The organism is Streptomyces sulfonofaciens, from assembly GCF_014656295.1.
GTDB classification, from domain to species: Bacteria; Actinomycetota; Actinomycetes; order Streptomycetales; family Streptomycetaceae; genus Streptomyces; species Streptomyces sulfonofaciens.
This window is the reverse complement of the sequence record NZ_BNCD01000027.1, coordinates 1-19,135: the sequence shown is the minus strand read 5'-3', so window position 1 is coordinate 19,135 and position 19,135 is coordinate 1. Positions and strand designations below refer to the sequence as shown.

11 protein-coding genes are annotated in these 19,135 nt (G+C 72.9%); all 11 read right to left on the bottom strand.

From position 1 onward, the window contains the following. Nucleotides 1-155: 155 nt before the first annotated feature. Nucleotides 156-1,652 carry a bifunctional cytidylyltransferase/SDR family oxidoreductase gene (locus IE313_RS30390; RefSeq protein ID WP_189937939.1) on the bottom strand — a complete coding sequence of 499 codons (1,497 nt, stop codon included), beginning with the start codon at nt 1,650-1,652 and terminating at the stop codon, nt 156-158. Between the two features lie 270 nt (nt 1,653-1,922). Then, nucleotides 1,923-3,419, bottom strand: coding sequence for an FG-GAP and VCBS repeat-containing protein (locus tag IE313_RS30385; protein ID WP_189937938.1), 1,497 nt, complete (start codon nt 3,417-3,419; stop codon nt 1,923-1,925). A gap of 327 nt (nt 3,420-3,746) precedes the next feature. Beyond that, nucleotides 3,747-5,198, bottom strand: a complete 1,452-nt coding sequence (gene obgE / locus IE313_RS30380; RefSeq protein WP_189937937.1) for a GTPase ObgE — start codon at nt 5,196-5,198, stop codon at nt 3,747-3,749. A gap of 131 nt (nt 5,199-5,329) precedes the next feature. After that, complete coding sequence (gene rpmA, locus IE313_RS30375; protein ID WP_189937935.1) at nt 5,330-5,584, bottom strand: 50S ribosomal protein L27; 255 nt, start codon at nt 5,582-5,584, stop codon at nt 5,330-5,332. Nucleotides 5,585-5,598: 14 nt separating this feature from the next. Then, the gene (rplU, locus tag IE313_RS30370; RefSeq protein WP_189937933.1) at nt 5,599-5,919 is read right to left on the bottom strand and encodes a 50S ribosomal protein L21; all 321 of its coding nucleotides are present in this window, start codon (nt 5,917-5,919) and stop codon (nt 5,599-5,601) included. A 381-nt stretch (nt 5,920-6,300) separates the two neighbouring features. After that, nucleotides 6,301-10,806 (bottom strand): Rne/Rng family ribonuclease, encoded by a 4,506-nt coding sequence (locus IE313_RS30365; RefSeq protein WP_189937931.1) that lies wholly within the window; start codon nt 10,804-10,806, stop codon nt 6,301-6,303. Between the two features lie 233 nt (nt 10,807-11,039). Next, nucleotides 11,040-11,861 (bottom strand): TIGR03936 family radical SAM-associated protein, encoded by an 822-nt coding sequence (locus IE313_RS30360; protein WP_189937928.1) that lies wholly within the window; start codon nt 11,859-11,861, stop codon nt 11,040-11,042. Nucleotides 11,862-12,301: 440 nt separating this feature from the next. Further along, entirely contained in the window at nt 12,302-14,230 is a 1,929-nt protein-coding gene (locus tag IE313_RS30355; protein ID WP_189937926.1) for a TIGR03960 family B12-binding radical SAM protein, read from the bottom strand. A 447-nt stretch (nt 14,231-14,677) separates the two neighbouring features. Beyond that, nucleotides 14,678-16,549, bottom strand: coding sequence for a CYTH and CHAD domain-containing protein (locus tag IE313_RS30350; protein ID WP_189937924.1), 1,872 nt, complete (start codon nt 16,547-16,549; stop codon nt 14,678-14,680). A 331-nt stretch (nt 16,550-16,880) separates the two neighbouring features. Further along, complete coding sequence (rodA, locus tag IE313_RS30345) at nt 16,881-18,077, bottom strand: rod shape-determining protein RodA (protein ID WP_189937922.1); 1,197 nt, start codon at nt 18,075-18,077, stop codon at nt 16,881-16,883. Nucleotides 18,078-18,079: 2 nt separating this feature from the next. Beyond that, on the bottom strand, nt 18,080-19,135 hold a 1,056-nt coding region (locus IE313_RS30340; protein ID WP_268256806.1), incomplete at its 5' end, for a penicillin-binding transpeptidase domain-containing protein.

The following is a 19,135-nucleotide window of genomic DNA, read 5'->3' as shown; positions in this document are numbered from 1 at the left end:
CGGAGTGTGATCGGCCGCCGCGCGGGGTCGATCGGCCGTGTACGGGTTGTGTGCGCCGTGCACACCATGTGAATTTCCGGCCCTCACGGGCACAGGCCCTCAAGATCGCCGCTACAGCGCTCTCGAAGGCCCGTATCCATGGTTGTCGCGAAATATTACACGGCGTCCTGGCGGTCGAGGACGGAAGCCAGGGCCTGCTCGAAGCCCGTGGCCTGGTGCGCGGGCTTGGTCGGATCCTGCTGGCGCACGTCGATGACGTGGCCGGTGAGTTCCGAGACCAGCACATCGAGGGAAGCGCGCGCCACGGCCTCGGAGGACAGCAGGCTGCCGGCCGGCTCCTGGCCGAAGGCCTTGGTGCGCATCGGGGTCGCGGTGCGCTCGGGGTTGATGCAGTTGACCCTGATGCCGTCGCCCGCCCACTCGTCGGAGAGGGCCTGGGTGAGGTTCACCATGGCGGCCTTGGTGGAGGAGTAGAGGCTGTACTCGGCACGGCCGCGCGTGTAGCTGCTGGAGGTGTACAGCAGTAGCTGTCCCTTGGTCTCCGCGAGGTACTTGTACGAGGCGCGGGCGATCTGCACCGGCGCCAGGTAGTTCACCTTGAGGGCTTCCTCGATGGTGGCGTTGTCGGTCTCGGCGAGCTTGCCGATGCGCAGGACGCCCGCGGTGTTGATGACGTAGTCGACGCGTCCCGTCTCGGCGTACGCCTTGGAGAGGGCGTCGTCGACGTGCTCCGGGTTCTCGACGTGCGTGCCGGTGGTGGAGCGGCCCAGCGCGAAGGTTTTGGCGCCGTAGCTCTCGGCGAGGTCGGCGATGTCCTTGCCGATGCCGTACGAACCGCCGAAGACGACCATCGTCTTGCCGGTCAGCAGCTCGCGGTAGGCCTCCTCGCCGGCCTGGGCCGGTGCGGCGCCGGAGGCGAGCTGGAAGAGCTTGTCGGCGATGAAGACGTCGACGGGCTGGGTGACCTTCATGTTGAACTCGTCGCCCGCGACGACGTGGATGGGAACGTCCGGCAGGTACTTGAGCACCACCGAGCAGTCGTCGGTGGCCTGGAAGTGCGGGTCACCGGCCGCGACCTCGTAGGCCCTGCGGATGGTGGAGAGCTTGAACGCCTGCGGTGTCTGGCCGCGGCGCAGCCGGGAGCGGTCGGGGATCTCGGTGATGAACTCGCCGTCCTCGCCGTGCGTGCGGGTGACGATGATCGTGTCCGCGGACGGGATGGCGACGTCGACGGCCTGGTAGCGCTCCAGGGCGGCCACGCAGTCGTCGATCACGCGCTGCGACAGCAGCGGCCGCACCGCGTCGTGGAAGAGGAGGTTGCGGTCCTCGCCCTCGGCCAGGCCCTCGCCGAGGGCCTCGATGGCGCGCTCGGTGGTCTCGTTCCTGGTGGCGCCACCTTCTATGATCTTGGTGACCTTGCTCAGCCCCGCCTTGGCGACGATCTTCTCGACGTCCGGCACGAACCCCGGCGCCATGAGCACCAGCACGTCGTCGATGGAGTCCGCACGCTCGAAGGTCGTGAGCGTGTGCTCGATGACCGCCTTGCCGGCGATCTTCAGCAACTGCTTCGGAATCGACAGACCCACGCGCTGACCGGTACCGCCGGCCAGGACGACTGCGGTGGTACGGGGTTTGGCTATGAGCTGGGACACAGGGTTACCTACCTCGGGGCGACTGGGAACCCGGCGATGGTCTCACTCACGGTTACCGCGGTGCAAGGTGAGCGACGTGCACCGCACATGTGCAGGCAATCGCCGGTTCACCCTGGCACGGACGGCGGCCATCGCCGGCCCCTCCTTACACCTATGTGACTGATTGCACAAGGAAATCCGGCACCCATATGCCGGTTTCCTCCCGGGTGTCGAGCACCCGTGACGCGAGGCGCGGACGCCCGCACGGACGGAGCACGGACACGCTCCCCGTCAGAAGTCGAAGCCCGAGCCGAGCTTTGCGTTCGCGGCCACGGTGCCCAGTGTGCCCGCACCGAAGGTGAAGGAACCCGCCGGCGTCACCCCGGAGGCGGTGGAGCGCAGAACCCACACGGAGCCGGCGTTCTCGTTCTCGCCCGTGGCGCCGACGACGAGGTCCGCCGTGCCGTTGCCGTCCGCGTCGACGAGCTTGGTGGCCGAACCGAAGCGGTCCTCGGCCTCGGCGGCGCCGGGGACCCCGTCGGTGTCCTGGCTGAGCACCGCGGCACCGGTGCCCGTGAGGCCCCTGGCGCTGCCCCGCAGGGTGACGACACTGCCCGCGTGGGTCCTGCCGTCGAAGGTCTCACCGGGCACGCCGACGGCCACGTCGGCGTATCCGTCGCCGTCGATGTCGCCGACCGAGACCCCGGTGCCGAAGTTGTCGCTGTTGCCGTAGCCGTCGCTGCCCTCGGCGACGCCCGGGACGCCGGGGCTGTCCTGGTTGAGGACCCCGGCCAGCGAGACGTCGGGCCCCTTGGCGCTGCCCGGCAGGTAGGTGACCATGCCGCCCTCGGCAAGCGGCAGGTCCAGGTCGCTGTCGTAGCCGTCGATGGGGCGGCCCGCGACGATGTCCGCGTAGCCGTCGGCGTTCACGTCGCCGATGTCGAGGTTCTCGCCGCCTTCGAGGCGGCCGCCGTCGGGCTTGCGCACGGTGACGTACGGGGCCGGCCCCTCGCCGGTGCCCTGCCAGTAGGTGATGCGGCGGTCGTCGTACTCGTCGCCGTCGTTGGCGACCGCGGCGATGTCGGTCATGCCGTCGCCGTTCACATCGCCCGCGGCGAGGTCGAGGATACGGCTGTCGAAGTCGTCCGTGACGTCGCGGACACCGCCGACCGGGGCCCCGTTGCGTTCGAACGGGCCGGTGAGGACGCGCAAATCCTTGGAGTCGGCGACGGTCGCCAGGTCCGGGACCCTGTCGCCGTTGAAGTCGCCGGCCACGGTGTGCCCGCCGGCCGCGTCGTAGGCCTCGGCACCGTTGAGGAGGGTGGCCGAGCCGGCCAGGCCCTGGGCGCCGCCCCAGATCACCGCGAGGGAGCCCGCGTTGGAACCCGCCGTGCCGACGTCCTCACCGGCGGAGCCGACGACCAGGTCGGCGTAGCCGTCCCGGTCGAGGTCGGCGGTGGTCACCGAGCTGCCGTAGGCGTCACCCTCCTCGGCGACGCCCGGCATGCCCGGCGAGTCCTGGTCGAAGACCTGCTTGGAGGAGGTCCTCAGACCCTGTGCCGAGCCGTACATGACGGCGACGTAGCCCGCCTTGGCCTTGCCGCCCACCGTGGCGTCCGGTGCGGCGAAGGCGACGTCCGCGTAGCCGTCGCCGTTGAAGTCGTCGCGCAGCGCGGCGCCGGCGGGCAGCTCCGCCGGGTTCGCGAACGCCACCGGTGCGGTCACCGACAGGCTGACCGCGAGGGCCGCAGCCAGACCGAGACCACCGGCTGCTCTGCGTAAGTTCATGATCCATCCTCCGGGACGTGGACGTGACGCTGATGTCCGATGGCTGGTCCTGTCCGTGGGTCGGCGGTCCGTGTCGTACACGGCGTGCACGGCGTACACGTCGTGCACGCCGCGGTACGGCTCCCGCTCCCTGGAGCGCGCGGACAACGGAAAGGGCGTGAAGCGCCACTGAACGCCCCACGCCCTTCACAGACCTCCCGGGCGCCGCGATGGTTGCACACCTGCGCGCAACCTTCCGGCCGAAGAGAGGAAACCCTCCGGACACCCACGCGGGCGCCCACCGGGGGCCGGCCACCCTGGCGGGTGCCCTCGTCCGCCCTCGGAGGGTCAGCTCCCCTCGGGTCCGAACGGCCCGAACTCGTCGTACTCCCGCTCCGCCTCGTCCCGTTCCGCCTGGCGGTCCCTGCGGCGCTGGGCCGCGGGGCGCAGCGTCTCCAGACGGTGGTCCTCACCGCGGCGGCCGAGCATCTCGGCGCCGGCCAGCATGGTGGGCTCCCAGTCGAAGACGACGGCGTCGTCCTCGGCGCCGATGGCGACCCCGTCGCCGGAGCGGGCCCCCGCCTTCAGCAGTTCGTCCTCGACACCGAGGCGGTTGAGCCGGTCGGCGAGGTAGCCGACGGCCTCGTCGTTGTTGAAGTCGGTCTGGCGCACCCAGCGTTCCGGCTTCTCGCCGCGGACCCGGAAGAGCCCGTCCGCCTCGCGGACGACACTGAAGCCCGCGTCGTCGACGGCCTTGGGGCGGATGACGATCCGGGTGGCCTCCTCGCGCGGCTTCGCGGCACGGGCCTTCGCGACCAGGTCCGCGAGTGCGAACGACAGCTCCCTGAGGCCGCTGTGCGCGACGGCGGACACCTCGAAGACGCGGTGCCCGCGCTCCTCCAGTTCGGGGCGGACCAGTTCGGCGAGGTCCTTGCCGTCCGGCACGTCGGTCTTGTTGAGGACGACGACCCGGGGCCGGCCCTCCAGACCGCCGTACTGCTCCAGCTCCTCCTCGATCACGTCGAGGTCGGAGACCGGGTCTCGGTCGGACTCCAGCGCGGCGGCGTCGAGGACGTGCACGAGGACGCTGCAGCGCTCGACGTGCCGCAGGAACTCCAGGCCGAGGCCCTTGCCCTGGCTCGCACCGGGGATCAGGCCGGGCACGTCGGCGATGGTGTAGACGGTGGCACCTGCGGTCACCACACCGAGGTTGGGCACCAGGGTGGTGAACGGATAGTCCGCGATCTTCGGCTTGGCGGCGGAGAGCACCGAGATCAGCGACGACTTGCCGGCGCTGGGATAGCCGACGAGCGCCACATCGGCGACGGTCTTCAGTTCGAGGACCACATCGCCGGACCGGCCCGGCTCACCGAGCAGCGCGAACCCCGGCGCCTTGCGGCGTGCCGAGGCGAGCGCGGCGTTGCCGAGGCCGCCGCGGCCACCCCGGGCGGCGACGTACGAGGTGCCGTGGCCCACCAGGTCGGCCAGTACGGTGCCGTCCTTGTCGAGCACGACCGTGCCGTCGGGCACCGGCAGCACGAGGTCCTGCCCGTCCTTGCCGGAGCGGTGGTCGCCCTCGCCCGGGCGGCCGTTGGTGGCCTTGCGGTGCGGGCTGTGGTGGTAGTCGAGCAGTGTCGTCACCGACTGGTCGACGACGAGGATCACATCGCCGCCGCGGCCGCCGTTGCCGCCGTCGGGGCCGCCGAGCGGCTTGAACTTCTCCCGGTGCACGGAGGCGCAGCCGTGGCCTCCGTTACCTGCGGCGAGATGCAGCTCGACGCGGTCCACGAAGGTGGTCATGGTTGGTGCCTCCAGATGCGTACGGGTTCGCTGGGTCTGTGTCACACGCAGAAGGCGGACCCGCTTCCCCGTACCGGGGGAAGGGAGGTCCGCCTTCGGCAGTGGTCCGTGCTGATCAGGCGTGGTGCCGATCAGACGACGGGCACGATGTTCACGACCTTGCGGCCGCGCCTGGTGCCGAACTGCACCGCACCGGCCTGCAGGGCGAACAGCGTGTCGTCGCTGCCCCGGCCGACGCCGGAACCGGGGTGGAAGTGGGTGCCGCGCTGGCGGACGATGATCTCACCGGCGTTGACGGCCTGGCCGCCGAAGCGCTTCACACCGAGCCGCTGAGCGTTGGAGTCGCGACCGTTCCGGGTGGACGATGCGCCCTTCTTGTGTGCCATGTCTTTTCAGTCCCTTACTTCGCGGCCGAGGGGATCTCGGTGACCTTGATCGCCGTGTACTGCTGGCGGTGGCCCTGCCGGCGGCGGTAGCCGGTCTTGTTCTTGTAGCGCAGGATGTCGATCTTCGCGCCCTTGTGGTGGTCCACGACCTCGGCCTGGACCTTGACACCGGCCAGCACCCAGGGGTCGCTGGTCACGGTCTCGCCGTCGACGAGCAGCAGGGTGGAGAGCTCTACCGCGTCGCCCACCTTTGCCGTGGAAAGCTTGTCAACCTCAACGATGTCGCCGACAGACACTTTGTGCTGGCGGCCACCACTGCGCACGATGGCGTACACGCGGATCTCACTCTCTGTGCTCGAATCGGGACCTCTGATGCCAGCCGCCCACACGGGCCGGGGCCCGACAACCGACAGGGCTCACCCGGCGGAAGGAACGGCCTCTCCGGGTGGGGCCCTTGGGGTACCGCCCGGAGGAAGGTGCTCAGAGGGATGGCGTACGAACGCCGACGGTCAAGGTTACACGGCGCCCGTTACGGCAGCCAAACCGAGGCCCGGGGCGGCTCCCCGCGGGGCGGGCCGCCCCCTCGCCCCCATGCCCCTCCGCCGTCCCCTGCCGTCGGCCCGGGCACGCCCGGCGGTGGGCGCCTTCCGGGGCCCGCCCGCCGCAGGCCACGGGCACCCGGAACGGTCCCCATGGCCTGCGGCGGGTGGTGCCCGTCAGTCGTCGGTGGAGGCCGTGACGGAGCTCGGAGCCTGCTGCTCCGCCGCCGCGGTCGTCTTCGACGTCTTCTTGGCGGCCGCCTTCTTGGCCGTCGTCTTCTTGGCCGCCGCCTTGGCCGTCTTTCCGGCGGGAGCCTTCTTGGCGGCGGTCTTGGCGGTCGTGGCCTTCTTGGCGGCGGTCTTCTTCGCGGGCGTCGTCTTCTTCGCCGCGGTCTTCTTGGCGGTCGTGGCCTTCTTCGCCGTCGTCTTCTTGGCGGTCTTGCGCGCCGCCCGCTTGGCGGCAGCGCCCTCGGCGCCCGCCTCGGACTCCGCCCCAGCAGGGGCCTCGGCCTCCGGTTCGACGGCGGCCGGTGCCTCGGCGGCGCCGCCCTCCGCCTCCTCCGCCTCGGCGGCGGCGGCCTCCTCGGCCGCCTCCTCGTCGCGGCCGGCCGCCTCGTTGGCCTCGGCCGTCTCGGCGGGTGCCGCGGGTACGACCACGACGGCGCCCTCCTCCGACGCGGTCGGCGCGGCGGCCTTGCGGACCGCACGCCGCCTCGGACGGGCCGGAGCGGCACTCTCTGCGGGCTCGGCGGGCTCGGCGGCGACGGGCTCCGCGGGGACGGCCGGTTCCTCCGGCGCGGGCTGCGCCTCGGGCTCGGCTGCGGCGGCCTCGGTCACCGTGACCTCCGCCGCTTCCGGCGCGCCCGCCGGAGCCGCGGCCTTGCGGGTCGCCCGGCGTCGGCCGCGCTTGGGTGCGCCCTCGGGGGCCGGGGCCGGCGCGGCCTCGGCGGCCGGGGCAGCCGGGGCAGCCGGGGCAAGCGTCGCCTCGGCGAGCGGCTGGCCCGGCTCGGCGGCCGTCTCCACGGGGTCGGCCAGGGCCTGCGGCTCGGCCGCGGCCTGGCCGAACTCGACCGGGGCGGCCTCCCGCTCCTCGGCCGGCTGCTCCTGTGCCGCGGCGCTGACCCGTGGCGTGCCCGCAGGAGCCGACACACGGCGGGTGGCACGGCGGCGGATGCGCCGTCCGCCGGCCCGGCCCGCGGCGGCCTCCGCCTCGGCGACGCTGCTGTACAGCTCCTCGTCGGGCTGGAACTCGGGGCTGGGCAGGGCGACCGGCTCGGCGACCTCCTCGGCCACCTCGGCGGCCGTCTCGGCCACCAGGTCGCGTTCGGCGGGCTCCGGCTGCGGCGTCGGCCTGACCTGCTCCGGCACGGACTCGGCGGCGCGGCCGCGCTTCTTGCGCTTGCCGCCGCCGCCCACCGCGGACGGCTGCTCCATGTGCACGATCACACCGCGGCCGTTGCAGTGCACGCAGGTCTCGGAGAACGACTCCAGCAGGCCCTGCCCGACCCGCTTGCGGGTCATCTGGACCAGGCCGAGCGAGGTGACCTCGGCGACCTGGTGCTTCGTGCGGTCCCGGCCCAGGCACTCCAGCAGGCGCCGCAGCACCAGGTCGCGGTTCGACTCCAGCACCATGTCGATGAAGTCGATGACGACGATGCCGCCCAGGTCGCGCAGCCGTAGCTGGCGCACGATCTCCTCGGCCGCCTCCAGGTTGTTCCTGGTGACGGTCTCCTCCAGGTTGCCGCCCTGGCCGGTGAACTTGCCGGTGTTGACGTCGACCACGACCATGGCCTCGGTCTTGTCGATCACCAGCGAGCCGCCGCTCGGCAGCCAGACCTTGCGGTCCAGTGCCTTCAGGAGCTGCTCGTCGATCCGGTAGGTGGCGAACACGTCGGTCTCGGAGGTCCATCGCTCCAGCCGGCCGGCGAGGTCGGGGGCGACGTGCGCGACGTAGCCGTGGATGGTCTCCCATGCCTCGTCACCGCTGACGATCACCTTGGAGAAGTCCTCGTTGAAGATGTCCCGCACGACCCGGACGGTCATGTCCGGCTCGCCGTAGAGGAGGGTCGGGGCGTTGCCGCCCTTGGCCCTCTTGCGGATCTCCTCCCACTGCGCCTGGAGGCGCTCCACGTCGCGGCGCAGCTCATCCTCGCTCGCGCCCTCGGCCGCGGTGCGCACGATCACGCCCGCGTCCTCGGGGACGATCTTCTTCAGGATGGTCTTCAGGCGGGCGCGCTCGGTGTCCGGCAGCTTGCGGCTGATGCCGGTCATGGAGCCCTCGGGCACGTACACCAGGTAACGGCCGGGCAGGGAGACCTGGCTGGTCAGGCGGGCTCCCTTGTGGCCGATGGGGTCCTTGGTGACCTGGACGAGCACCGACTGGCCGGACTTCAGCGCGGTCTCGATGCGCCGCGGGCCACCGGAGAGGCCGAGCGACTCGAAGTTCACCTCGCCGGCGTACAGGACGGCGTTGCGGCCCTTGCCGATGTCGATGAAGGCGGCCTCCATGGACGGCAGGACGTTCTGCACCTTGCCCAGGTAGACGTTGCCGACGTAGGAGGTCGACTGCTCCTTGTTGACGTAGTGCTCGACGAGGACGTTGTCCTCCAGGACGCCGATCTGGGTGCGGTCGCCGTACTGGCGGACCACCATGACGCGCTCGACGGCCTCGCGGCGCGCCAGGAACTCCGCCTCGGTGATGATCGGCACCCGGCGCCTGCCCTGCTCGCGTCCCTCGCGGCGGCGCTGCTTCTTGGCCTCCAGACGGGTCGAGCCCTTGATGGACTGCACCTCGTCGGAGCCGGTGCCGGGCCGCTCGTCCTTCTTGCGCGGCTCGCGGACCTTGACGACGGTGCGCTCCGGGTCGTCGGAGGACGCCCCGCCCTCGGCACCGTCACCCGCGCGGCGCCGGCGGCGCCGACGGCGCCGGCTGCTGCTGGAGCCGGAATCGGAATCGGACGCGTCGCCGTGCTCGTCGTCCTCGGGCTCCTCGGCCTCGTCGTCCGCGCCCTGCTCGGCACCCGCGTCACCGGACTCGTCGGACTCGTCCTGGTCGGCGCTGTCCGCGGTCTCCCCGCGGCGGCGCCTGCGGCCGCCCCGGCGGCGCCTGCGGCGCGAACCGGTGTCCTCGCCGTCGTCGCCGTCGGCCGCGTCGTCGGCGTCACCGTCCTGCTCGGCCGCTGCGGCGTCGCCGTCGTCGCCGGACCCGCCCTCGCCTGCCGGCTGGTCGGATCGGCCGGCCTGGCCGGACTGGCCGCCGGATCCCTCGACGACGACCCTGCGGCGCCTGCGGCGCCGCGAACGGCCCTCCGCCTCCTCGGGGTCGACGTCGTCCGTGGCGTCGGCCGAGGCGTCGGCGGAAGCAGCGGCGCGGTCCTCGTCGGCCGCCTCCGCGGCGGCTTCGGCGGCGGCGCGCTCGGGCGTCTGGAACTTCGGCTCGGTGAACACCGGCGCCTGGAAGACGGCGACGGCGGGACGCGCCGGGCGCGCCGGGGTCTCGTCCTCGGCCATCTCGGCCTCCTGCTGCTGAGGCGGAGCCGTCCGTACGGACGGCTTCCGTGCGGGTGCGGACTGCTGCGGTACGGACGGCTCCGCGAGAGCCACGGAGGACTCCGGGGCCGCCGTGGGGGCCTGAGCCGTGGACGGCTGCGCCGGCTCGGCGGATCCGTCCGCCGCCTTGCGGGTGGCGCGGCGCCGTGCCCGGCGCGGCGCGGGCGGCTCGTCGGAGCCGTCGCCGGTGCCTTCACCGGTGGCCGGCGCGGAGGGTGCGGCCGGCTCGGTGGCGGTGGGCGGCTCGGCCTCGGCGGCAGGCTCCGCGGCGGCGGCCGGTGCCGCGCTCTGCTTCCGGGCCCTCCTGGGCCTCTTGGGCGCGGCCACGCTGCTGCCCGCCGCGCCGTCGGCCTCCGCGTCGGCCGCGGTACGGCTGGCGGGGACGGGCGCGGCGCCGGTGGCGGCTTCGGTGTCCGCGGCCTGCTGCCGCGCCCTGCTCTCCGCTCGCGCGGGCCGGGCGGCGGTGGAGGACTCGGCGGCCGTCCCGGCGGCAGGACCGTCGGTCGGAGCCGCGGTGGTTCCGGCTGCGCCCTTGGGCGCTCCCTCGGGGGCGGATGCGCGGCGGCGCGTGCGGCGGGCGGGCGCCGGCTCGGCGGTGGCTTCCGCCTCGGCGGCGGACGCGCCGGCGAGGGGCTCGGCCGGCTCCGTGCCGGTGGGAGAGGAGGCGGCCTGGGCGGACCCTGCCGCGGAGTGCTCCGCGCTCTTGGGCGCGCCTGCCGGCGCCGAGGCGCGGCGGCGTGTACGCCGCGGGGCCGGTGCGGACGCGCCGGCGGTGGCCGGCTGCTCGGCCTCGGCGGCCTGGTCATCGGCCGCGTCGGCGGCGTCGGTGTCAACGGCGTCGGCACCCTCGTCCTCGGCCGGATCGGGGACGAAGCCCCCGGCGGGCGGGGACGCGGCCGACTGTGCCGGAACGGTCCGCTCCGCGGCCGCCTCCGCACCGCCTGCCGGTGCCGGCGCTTCTGCGGTGGCGTCCGCCCGGGCGGACGCCGCATCCGCCGTCACCTCGGCCTGCGCGGCCGAGGGCGGGCCGGCCGGTCGGGACGCGGCACGGCGGCGACGACGCGGTGGGAGCGTGTCGCTCGGGGTTGTGGTGCTGTCTTCTGAGCCCTCGGTGGGTTCGATCGGTTCGAGCATGCGGGCGGTTCTCCCGTCAGGCTCCCGGGCGCCGCGCTGTACCGGTGACGTCCGCGGTCCGCGCGTGCTGCGCGGAACCGCCGTCCGGGGCGCGGGCGCCGCACGGGAGCTCTCTGTGTCCTGTCTCGCCGGTTCCGTACGCCGTATGCGCACGGCCTGGCGAAAGTCTTCTGGTCGGTGCGCTGCCCGACCCGGTGGCTCCCGAGTACGAGGGCGGCGCTACGACGACCGTCCTACGCGGAACCTTCCGGCGCGGCAGCCGCCGCGGCGGCGAGTCCGGCGGCCCCTTGGCCCTCGGCCGGGGCGGCCGTCACTGCCTCGCGGTCGGGCGCGAGCGGGTCGGTCACCGTGCCGGTCTCCTCATCGAATGGCCCCTGCGCCAGCCTGGTCACCGCGACGGGGACCGGCGGCGCCAGGTCGGCCACAGCTCGGATACCGGACAGGACGTCGTCGGGTCGTACGGCAGGCGTCACGTGCCGAACAACCAGGCGCAGTATCGCACAGGGCTGGTCCCCCGGCCTATCAGCCACGGTGTTCCCGCCGTCCGAGCCCGTCGCCGCGGTGTCCCGGACGGTGAGATCCACGACGGCGGCACGGGCGTCGAAGGTGCGCATACCGCTCTTGGTCCTGCGCTGCACCTCGACGGCGTCCGCGGCCCGGAAGGCGGTTGCGGCCCGCTCCGCGTCGGCTGCCGTGACGCCGGGCATGCGCAGTTCCCACACGGATGCGGTGAGCCGCTCCGCGAGGTGCGGGGTGCGGGCCTCGACGGCCTCGATGACGTCGAGGTCGGCGGGGAGCGACGCGTCGATGAGCTCGCGCAGCTTGTCCGGGTCGCGCTGCTCGGTGAGCGCGATCTCCAGGTACTCGGCCTCACTGCCCGTGCCGGTGGGTGCGGCATTGGCGTACGACACCTTGGGGTGCGGGGTGAAACCCGCCGAGTAGGCCATGGGGACCTCGGCTCGGCGCAGGGCGCGCTCGAAGGCGCGCTGGAAGTCACGGTGGCTGGTGAACCGGAGGCGGCCGCGCTTGGTGTAGCGCAGTCGGATGCGCTGCACCGCGGGTGCGGGCGGCGGGCCTTCGGGCTGTCGCTTGCCCAGTGGTACGTCTCCTTGTGTGCTGCGGTCCTCGGCGCGTGCCCTCGCGTGACGGACCGGTCGGCGCCCGTCCGGCGCCGCCCGTATCCGCAGCAGGGCTCCGCACCGGCGGAGCTCAGACGCGCCCGGACCTCTTATCAAGAGTACGCGCCGCGCCCGCGCCGAGTTCCCGGCGGGGCGCGGTGCGCGGGCGCGGGGCGCCGAAGAGCACTGCGCGCGCCTCGGTCACCGCGGTCACCGCCGCCCGGGAAGCTCGTCCGCTGCGCGCTCAGCGGGCCGACCGGCGCCCGGTGCGGGGGCTGCCCGGTGCGGACGGTGCCCGGTGCGGACGGTGCCCCACACGGGGCATCCGACGCGGCGGCGCCCGCGGCGAGACGGCCGATGCCCGCCGGTCATCCGGGCTAGCCGTTGACGACCGTCAGAGGCAGCAGCTTCTTGCCGGTCGGGCCGACCTGGATACTGGTGTCCATCGTGGGACACACCCCGCAGTCGAAGCACGGCGTCCAGCGGCAGTCCTCGACCTCGGTCTCGTCGAGGGCGTCCTGCCAGTCCTCCCAGAGCCAGTCCTTGTCCAGGCCGGAGTCTAGGTGGTCCCAGGGGAGCACCTCCTCGTAGGCGCGCTCCCTGGTGGTGTACCAGTCGACGTCGACGCCGAGCTCGGGCAGGGTGCGGGCGGCACAGGACATCCAGCGGTCGTAGCTGAAGTGCTCGCGCCAGCCGTCGAAGCGCCCGCCGTCCTCGTAGACGGCGCGGATGACGGCGCCGACGCGGCGGTCGCCGCGGGAGAGCAGGCCCTCGACGATGCCGGGCTTGCCGTCGTGGTAGCGGAAGCCGATGGAGCGGCCGTACCGCTTGTCGCCGCGGATCCTGTCGCGCAGCTTCTCCAGGCGCGCGTCGGTCTCCTCGGCGCCGAGCTGGGGCGCCCACTGGAAGGGCGTGTGCGGCTTGGGCACGAAGCCGCCGATCGAGACCGTGCAGCGGATGTCGTTCGAGCCGGAGACCTCCCGGCCCTTCTGGATGACCCGCATGGCCATGTCCGCGATCTGCAGGACGTCGTCGTCGGTCTCCGTCGGCAGGCCGCACATGAAGTACAGCTTCACCTGCCGCCAGCCGTTGCCGTACGCGGTGGCGACGGTGCGGATCAGGTCGTCCTCGGAGACCATCTTGTTGATGACCTTGCGGATGCGCTCGCTGCCGCCTTCGGGGGCGAAGGTGAGGCCCGAGCGGCGGCCGTTGCGGGTGAGCTCGTTCGCCAGGTCGATGTTGAACGCGTCCACGCGCGTGGAGGGCAGCGAGAGGCCGATCTTCTCGTCCTCGTAGCGGTCCGCGAGGCCCTTGGCGATGTCGCCGATCTCGGAGTGGTCGGCGGAGGACAGCGACAGCAGCCCGACCTCCTCGAAGCCGGTCGCCTCCAGACCCCTGTGGACCATGTCGCCGATGCCGGTGATGGAGCGCTCGCGCACCGGACGGGTGATCATGCCCGCCTGGCAGAACCGGCAGCCCCGGGTGCAGCCGCGGAAGATCTCCACGGACATCCGCTCGTGCACCGTCTCCGCGAGCGGCACCAGCGGCTGCTTCGGGTAGGGCCATTCGTCCAGGTCCATCACCGTGTGCTTGGAGACCCGCCAGGGCACGCCGGAGCGGTTGGGCACGACCCGGGAGATACGGCCGTCGGGCAGGTACTCGACGTCGTAGAACCCGGGCACGTACACGCCGCCGGTCCTGGCCAGGCGCAGCAGCAGCTCGTCGCGCCCGCCGGGCCGGCCCTCCAACTTCCAGGCCCGGATGATGTCGGTGATCTCCAGGACGGCCTGCTCGCCGTCGCCGACCACCGCCGCGTCGATGAAGTCCGCGATGGGCTCCGGGTTGAACGCGGCGTGGCCGCCGGCCAGCACGATCGGGTCGTCGGCGCCGCGCTCGCCGGCCATCAGCGGGATGCCGGCGAGGTCGAGGGCGGCGAGCATGTTGGTGTAGCCGAGTTCGGTGGAGAAGCTCAGGCCGAACACGTCGAAGGACCGCACAGGACGGTGGCCGTCGACCGTGAACTGCGGGACGCCGTGCTCGCGCATCAGCGCTTCGAGGTCCGGCCAGACGCTGTACGTACGCTCCGCAAGGACGCCCTCGCGTTCGTTCAGCACCTCGTAGAGGATCATGACGCCCTGGTTGGGCAGGCCGACCTCGTACGCGTCGGGGTACATGAGCGCCCAGCGAACATCGCAGGAGTCCCAGGGCTTGACGGTGGAGTTGAGTTCTCCGCCGACGTACTGGATCGGTTTCTGCACATGCGGGAGCAAGGCTTCGAGCTGTGGGAAGACCGACTCGACAGACATCTCGGGACTTTCGTGAGCGGACGCAGATGACCCTTCACCCTAACGCGGCGCGAGGACCGTTCCGCACGCTCGTCCGCCCGCGGCCGCTCCGGCACCACGCCCACCGGGACCCCGGTTCTCCGCGGACCTCGTCCCCTCGCCCCTCGTCCCTCGTCCCTTGCCTCCTTGCCCCTCGCCCCTCGCGATCGCGCGGGTCCCGCCCGCGCACGGTGGCCCTCTCAGCCCTGCGGTTCCTCTCCCAGGGTCCTGAAGTCCTACGGCGCCTCTCCCGGCCCCGCGGTGCCCCGCTCGGGCCCCAGGGCCCCAGGGCCCCAGGGGGCTGGCTTCGGGGCCCTGCGGGGGTGCCTCTCGCGGGCTCCACGGCCCCCACGGGGCCGTGCTGAGCCCCCGGGGACCAGTTCGGCCTCACGGTGCCTCTCACGGCCCACCGTTGCCCCGTTGCCCCGCTCAGCCCTCACGCGCCGCGAGCCGCGCCTCGTCCTCAGCCGCATGCCGCTCCTCGCGCGCGTAGAGCACTCCGTAGGGGAAGGCGTTCTCACCGGCCGTGTGCGCCTCCTCGGCCAGTGCGCGCAGGGTCGCGCGGGCCATCACGCTGTCCTGGTGGTCGCCGAGCAGTTTCTGCAGTCCCTTGGCCCGTGACACGGCCTTCTTCGCACGGCGACCCAGTACGGGCCGCGCCGCCTCGGCCGTGTACCGCAGCCGTTTGGCGGCCTTGCGCGCCTCGTGCAGGGCCATGTCGCGGCTGGTGCCCGGTGGCCTGCGCAGCGCCTTCTCCAGGCGGCCGCCGAGCCGCCTGCGGTCCCGCCGCACAGCCTTGGCGAGCACCTTCTCGGGCGATTTGGCCGCTGCCTCCAGCAGCGGCGGGTCCGCGAGGAGACGGTCCAGCGCGGTCAGCAGCCTCAGGTAGCGCTCGCTGTCGAGGACGCCGATCAGGCGGCGCCGCGAGTCACCGTGGCTCCTGTCCGACCAGTTGTCCAGACGGCCGCGGGCGGTTCCCGCGGCGGACTCGGGCGGCAGGTGGTCGAGCGCTGCCGAGATCCGCTCGACGAGCACCTCGCGGTCGCGGTCGGCGCCCAGTTCGCCGGCGAGCCACTTCAGCTCGTCGGCGGCGGGCGCGGTCGCGCGGCGGTCCAGGACCGCGCGGTACGACCGCAGGACGCTGCGCATGCGCCGGGTGGCGACGCGCATCCGGTGCACGGAGTCCGGCAGGTCGCGGCGGACGGCCGGATCCAGCTCGACCAGCGCGTCGCGCTGGGTGCGGAGATAGTCGAGGACGGGTTCGGCGGCGGGGGCCGCGCGGTCGCGGCCGACGCGGTCCTGGCCGGTGCGCTGCCGTGCGGTGCGCTCCTGGCCGGCGCGCTGCCGAGCGGCCGGCTCCTCGCCGCGTTCCGGTGCTTCGGGCCCCTCGGCATGTTCCGGTGCGGCGCGCCCGTGCGCGGTGCAGGTGGTGCCGCCCGCACCGGCCGCGGGGGCCTCCCCCGGCGCCGCCGTCCCGGGGCCGGCGGTCTCCGCCAGGGCCCTGGCCAGCTTCGACGGCGCGTCGGACAGCCGCCAGCCAGCCTTTCGCAGCTCCTCCTCGACCTCGTCGAGGAACTCCGGGGCCACGCCGTCGGCCAGCTCGACCTCCGCCTCTGTCCACGCCGCGGTCGCAGGGCCCGCCCCGCCCCGGGCCGTGCCGTTGGCGCCGGTGCCCGCGGGGCGGCCGCCCAGGCGCTCCGCGCGCACCCCGTCGATGCTCAGCTCGGCGAGCAGCGTGCCGGTGGCGTCCAGGAGGTGGCCGAGGCGGCGGGCGGAGCGCAGCCGTACCACCGGGCCGAGCGGCGCGTCACGGACCCGGGAGCGCACCAGGGCGACCAGCTCCTCGGGAGGTGCTTCGGGAGGTGCTTCGTGGGGCGCTTCGGGAGATCCCTCGTGAGGTGCCTCGTGGGGCGCTTCGGGAGGTGCCTCCGCACGCGCATCGGGTGCCTCCGGGTTCCCGCCGGTGGCCGCCCGGGCCGCGGAACCGGCCCGGCGGGCGGCGGGGGCCCCGTTCCCCGGAGCGTCCCGCAGCGGTGTCCGGACCTCCTCACGTACGCCCTCCTCCAGGGCGACCGGAAGTTTCAGGTGCCAGCCCGCGTCGGTGCCGCCGGTGCGGCGGCGCAGGGTGATCCGGTCGGCGGCGAGCCGCTGGTCCGGGGTGTCGTAGTAGACCGCGTCGAGCTCCACGAGGCCCTTGTCCTCGACCGAGGCGACCCTTGCGACCCGGGTGAGGCGCGTGAGGTCGAACCCCTCGGTGGGGCCCTCGTACTTCCGCTCGATCTCGCGCTTCGTCTCCGCCATGTGCGATCCGCGCTCCCTCGCTCCCAGGATCGACACTAGTCGCCCCCGCGCCGCGAGGTCTGCCTCCGCGCTCCCGCGGCCGATGAGGGAGGGGGCAGGACGGCCGTGCCACGAGGCCCCGTGGCACGGCCGCACGAAGCCCCACCGGCATCCGGCCGGGCCGGACCGGCTTGGGCCGCCGGCCTCCGACCGCGCCCTGCCCTGCCGGGACCGGCCAGGTCCGTCGACTCCGGCCGGGTCCCGGTCGGCTCCCGTCGGCTCCGGCCGGCTCAGGTCCGGTGTCGACGCGGCTGCCCCGAGGGCAGCGGCGATGCCACCCCGGGGGCGGCGGCTACCCCAAGGGCTTCTGCACCCGGATCGACTGGAGGAGTCCCACCGCGACCCACACCGCGAACATCGACGACCCGCCGTAGGACACGAACGGCAGCGGCAGTCCGGCCACCGGCATGATGCCCAGCGTCATGCCGACGTTCTCGAAGGACTGGAAGGCGAACCAGGCGATGATCCCTGCGGCCACGACCGTGCCGTACAGCTCCGTCGTCTCGCGGGCGATGCGGCAGGCGCGCCAGAGCACGACGCCGAGCAGCAGGAGGATGAGGCCGGCACCGACGAAGCCCAGCTCCTCCCCCGCGACCGTGAAGACGAAGTCGGTCTGCTGCTCGGGCACGAACTGCCCGGTCGTCTGCGAACCGTGGAAGAGCCCGGTGCCCATCAGGCCGCCGGAGCCGATGGCGATCCGGGCCTGGTTGGTGTTGTAGCCGACGCCCGCCGGGTCGAGCTCCGGGTTGGCGAAGGCGGCGAAGCGGTTGATCTGGTAGTCGTCCAGGATGTGTAGCTGCCACACCGCCACGGCGCCGGCCGCGCCCGCGGCGATCAGGCCGAACACCCAGCGGTTGGAGGCGCCGGAGGCGAGCAGCACCCCGAGCACGATCATCGCCATCACCATGACCGACCCGAGGTCCGGCATCAGCAGCACGACCATGATCGGCACGAGCGCGAGGCCGAGGGACTGCAGGACGGTGCGGTGGTCGGGGTGCTCGCGGTCACCCGCGTCGACCCTTGCGGCCAGCAGCATCGCCATGCCCAGAATGATGGTGATCTTGACGAACTCGGAGGGCTGGAGCGAGAACCCGGCGGGGAACACGATCCAGGCGTGGGCGCCGTTGATCGTCGCGCCGAGCGGGGTGAGCACCAGCAGGACCAGCAGCACCGACAGGCCGTAGAGGATCGGCACCGCGGTGCGCAGGGTGCGGTGGCCCAGCCAGATGGTGGCCACCATCAGGGCGAGGCCGATGCCGGTGTTCAGCAGGTGCCGCAGCAGGAAGTAGTACGGGTCGCCCTGGTTCAGCTCGGTTCGGTTGCGGGTCGCCGAGAAGACGAGGGCCGCGCCGATCAGGGACAGCAGGACGGCCGACAGCATGATCGGCCAGTCCAGTTTGCGCAGCACGGAGTCCCGTGCGAACAGCCGCGTCCAGTTGGAGCGCTGGGGTCCGTATCCGGAGACGGAGAAGCCGTGGGGGCCTGCCATCGTCAGCTCCGCCTCCAGATCACGGGCTCGCCGGGCGGCGCCGCATACGGGCGCCCGTCGCTCTGCTGGTCACCGGTCGGCCCCGCGACGGCGGACCCGGTCGTGTCCTGGGCACCGTCCGCGAACTGGTCCCCGGCCTGGTAGAGGGGCGGGGTTCCCGCGGCGGCATCGGGAGGCTGCTGGTAGGCGGCCGGCTGGAGCCCGCCCGCCGGTGGCTCGGCCGCCTGTTGGTCCTGGCCGCCCGGATCCAGGGCACCGGGGTCCTGGACGGCCGGCTGCTCGTCACCGGCCTGCTGGTCACCGGCCTGCTGCCGGGCCGCCGTCTCGTCGCCGTGCGGGTTGTAGGGCTTGATCTGGGGCGCGTCGATGGAACCGTCGGAATCGATCTTCGGCAGGTTCTTCTGCGGCGACGGCAGCAGCGCCTTCTTCTTGTCGATCTTGCCGTCCTGGTTGACGCCGTAGAGCGCGTCGTAGATCTTGCGCACCGCGGGTCCCGAGGCGCCGGAACCGGTACCGCCCTGGGAGATCGTCATGATGACGGCGTAGTCCTTGGTGTACGTCGAGAAGTACGAGGTGGTCTGCTTGCCGTAGACCTCGGCCGTACCGGTCTTGGCGTGCATCGGGATCTGCTTCTGGGGCCACCCGCCGAAGCGCCAGGCCGCCGTACCCTGCGTCACGACGCCCGCGAGAGCTTGGTCTATGGCCTTGTTCAGCTTCGGGGTCATCGGCAGCCTGGCCTGGGCGTGCGGCTTGATGTCCTGGACGTGCTTGCCGTCGGCGCTGATGATCGCCTTGCCGATGGTGGGCCGGTAGAGGGTGCCGCCGTTGGACAGGGCGGAGTAGATCATGGCCTCCTGGATCGGTGTGACGAGGGTGTCGCCCTGGCCGATGGCGTAGTTCACCGAGTCACCGGCACGCATCCGGTTGCCTTCGAGGCAGTTCTCGTAGGCGATCTTCTGGACGTAGTCGCCGTCCTTCTTGCCGGACTTGCACCAGGCGTCCTTGTTGGCGTCCCAGTAGGACTGCTTCCACTGGCGGTCGGGGACCCGCCCGGTGAC

Excerpts from the sequence above, each read along its gene's own strand:
- IE313_RS30385 (WP_189937938.1), bottom strand. The coding sequence starts at position 3,419 with ATGAACTTACGCAGAGCAGCCGGTGGTCTCGGTCTGGCTGCGGCCCTC.
- obgE (WP_189937937.1), bottom strand. The coding sequence starts at position 5,198 with ATGACCACCTTCGTGGACCGCGTCGAGCTGCATCTCGCCGCAGGTAAC.
- rpmA (WP_189937935.1), bottom strand. The coding sequence starts at position 5,584 with ATGGCACACAAGAAGGGCGCATCGTCCACCCGGAACGGTCGCGACTCC.
- IE313_RS30365 (WP_189937931.1), bottom strand. The coding sequence starts at position 10,806 with ATGCTCGAACCGATCGAACCCACCGAGGGCTCAGAAGACAGCACCACA.
- IE313_RS30355 (WP_189937926.1), bottom strand. The coding sequence starts at position 14,230 with ATGTCTGTCGAGTCGGTCTTCCCACAGCTCGAAGCCTTGCTCCCGCAT.
- IE313_RS30350 (WP_189937924.1), bottom strand. The coding sequence starts at position 16,549 with ATGGCGGAGACGAAGCGCGAGATCGAGCGGAAGTACGAGGGCCCCACC.
- rodA (WP_189937922.1), bottom strand. The coding sequence starts at position 18,077 with ATGGCAGGCCCCCACGGCTTCTCCGTCTCCGGATACGGACCCCAGCGC.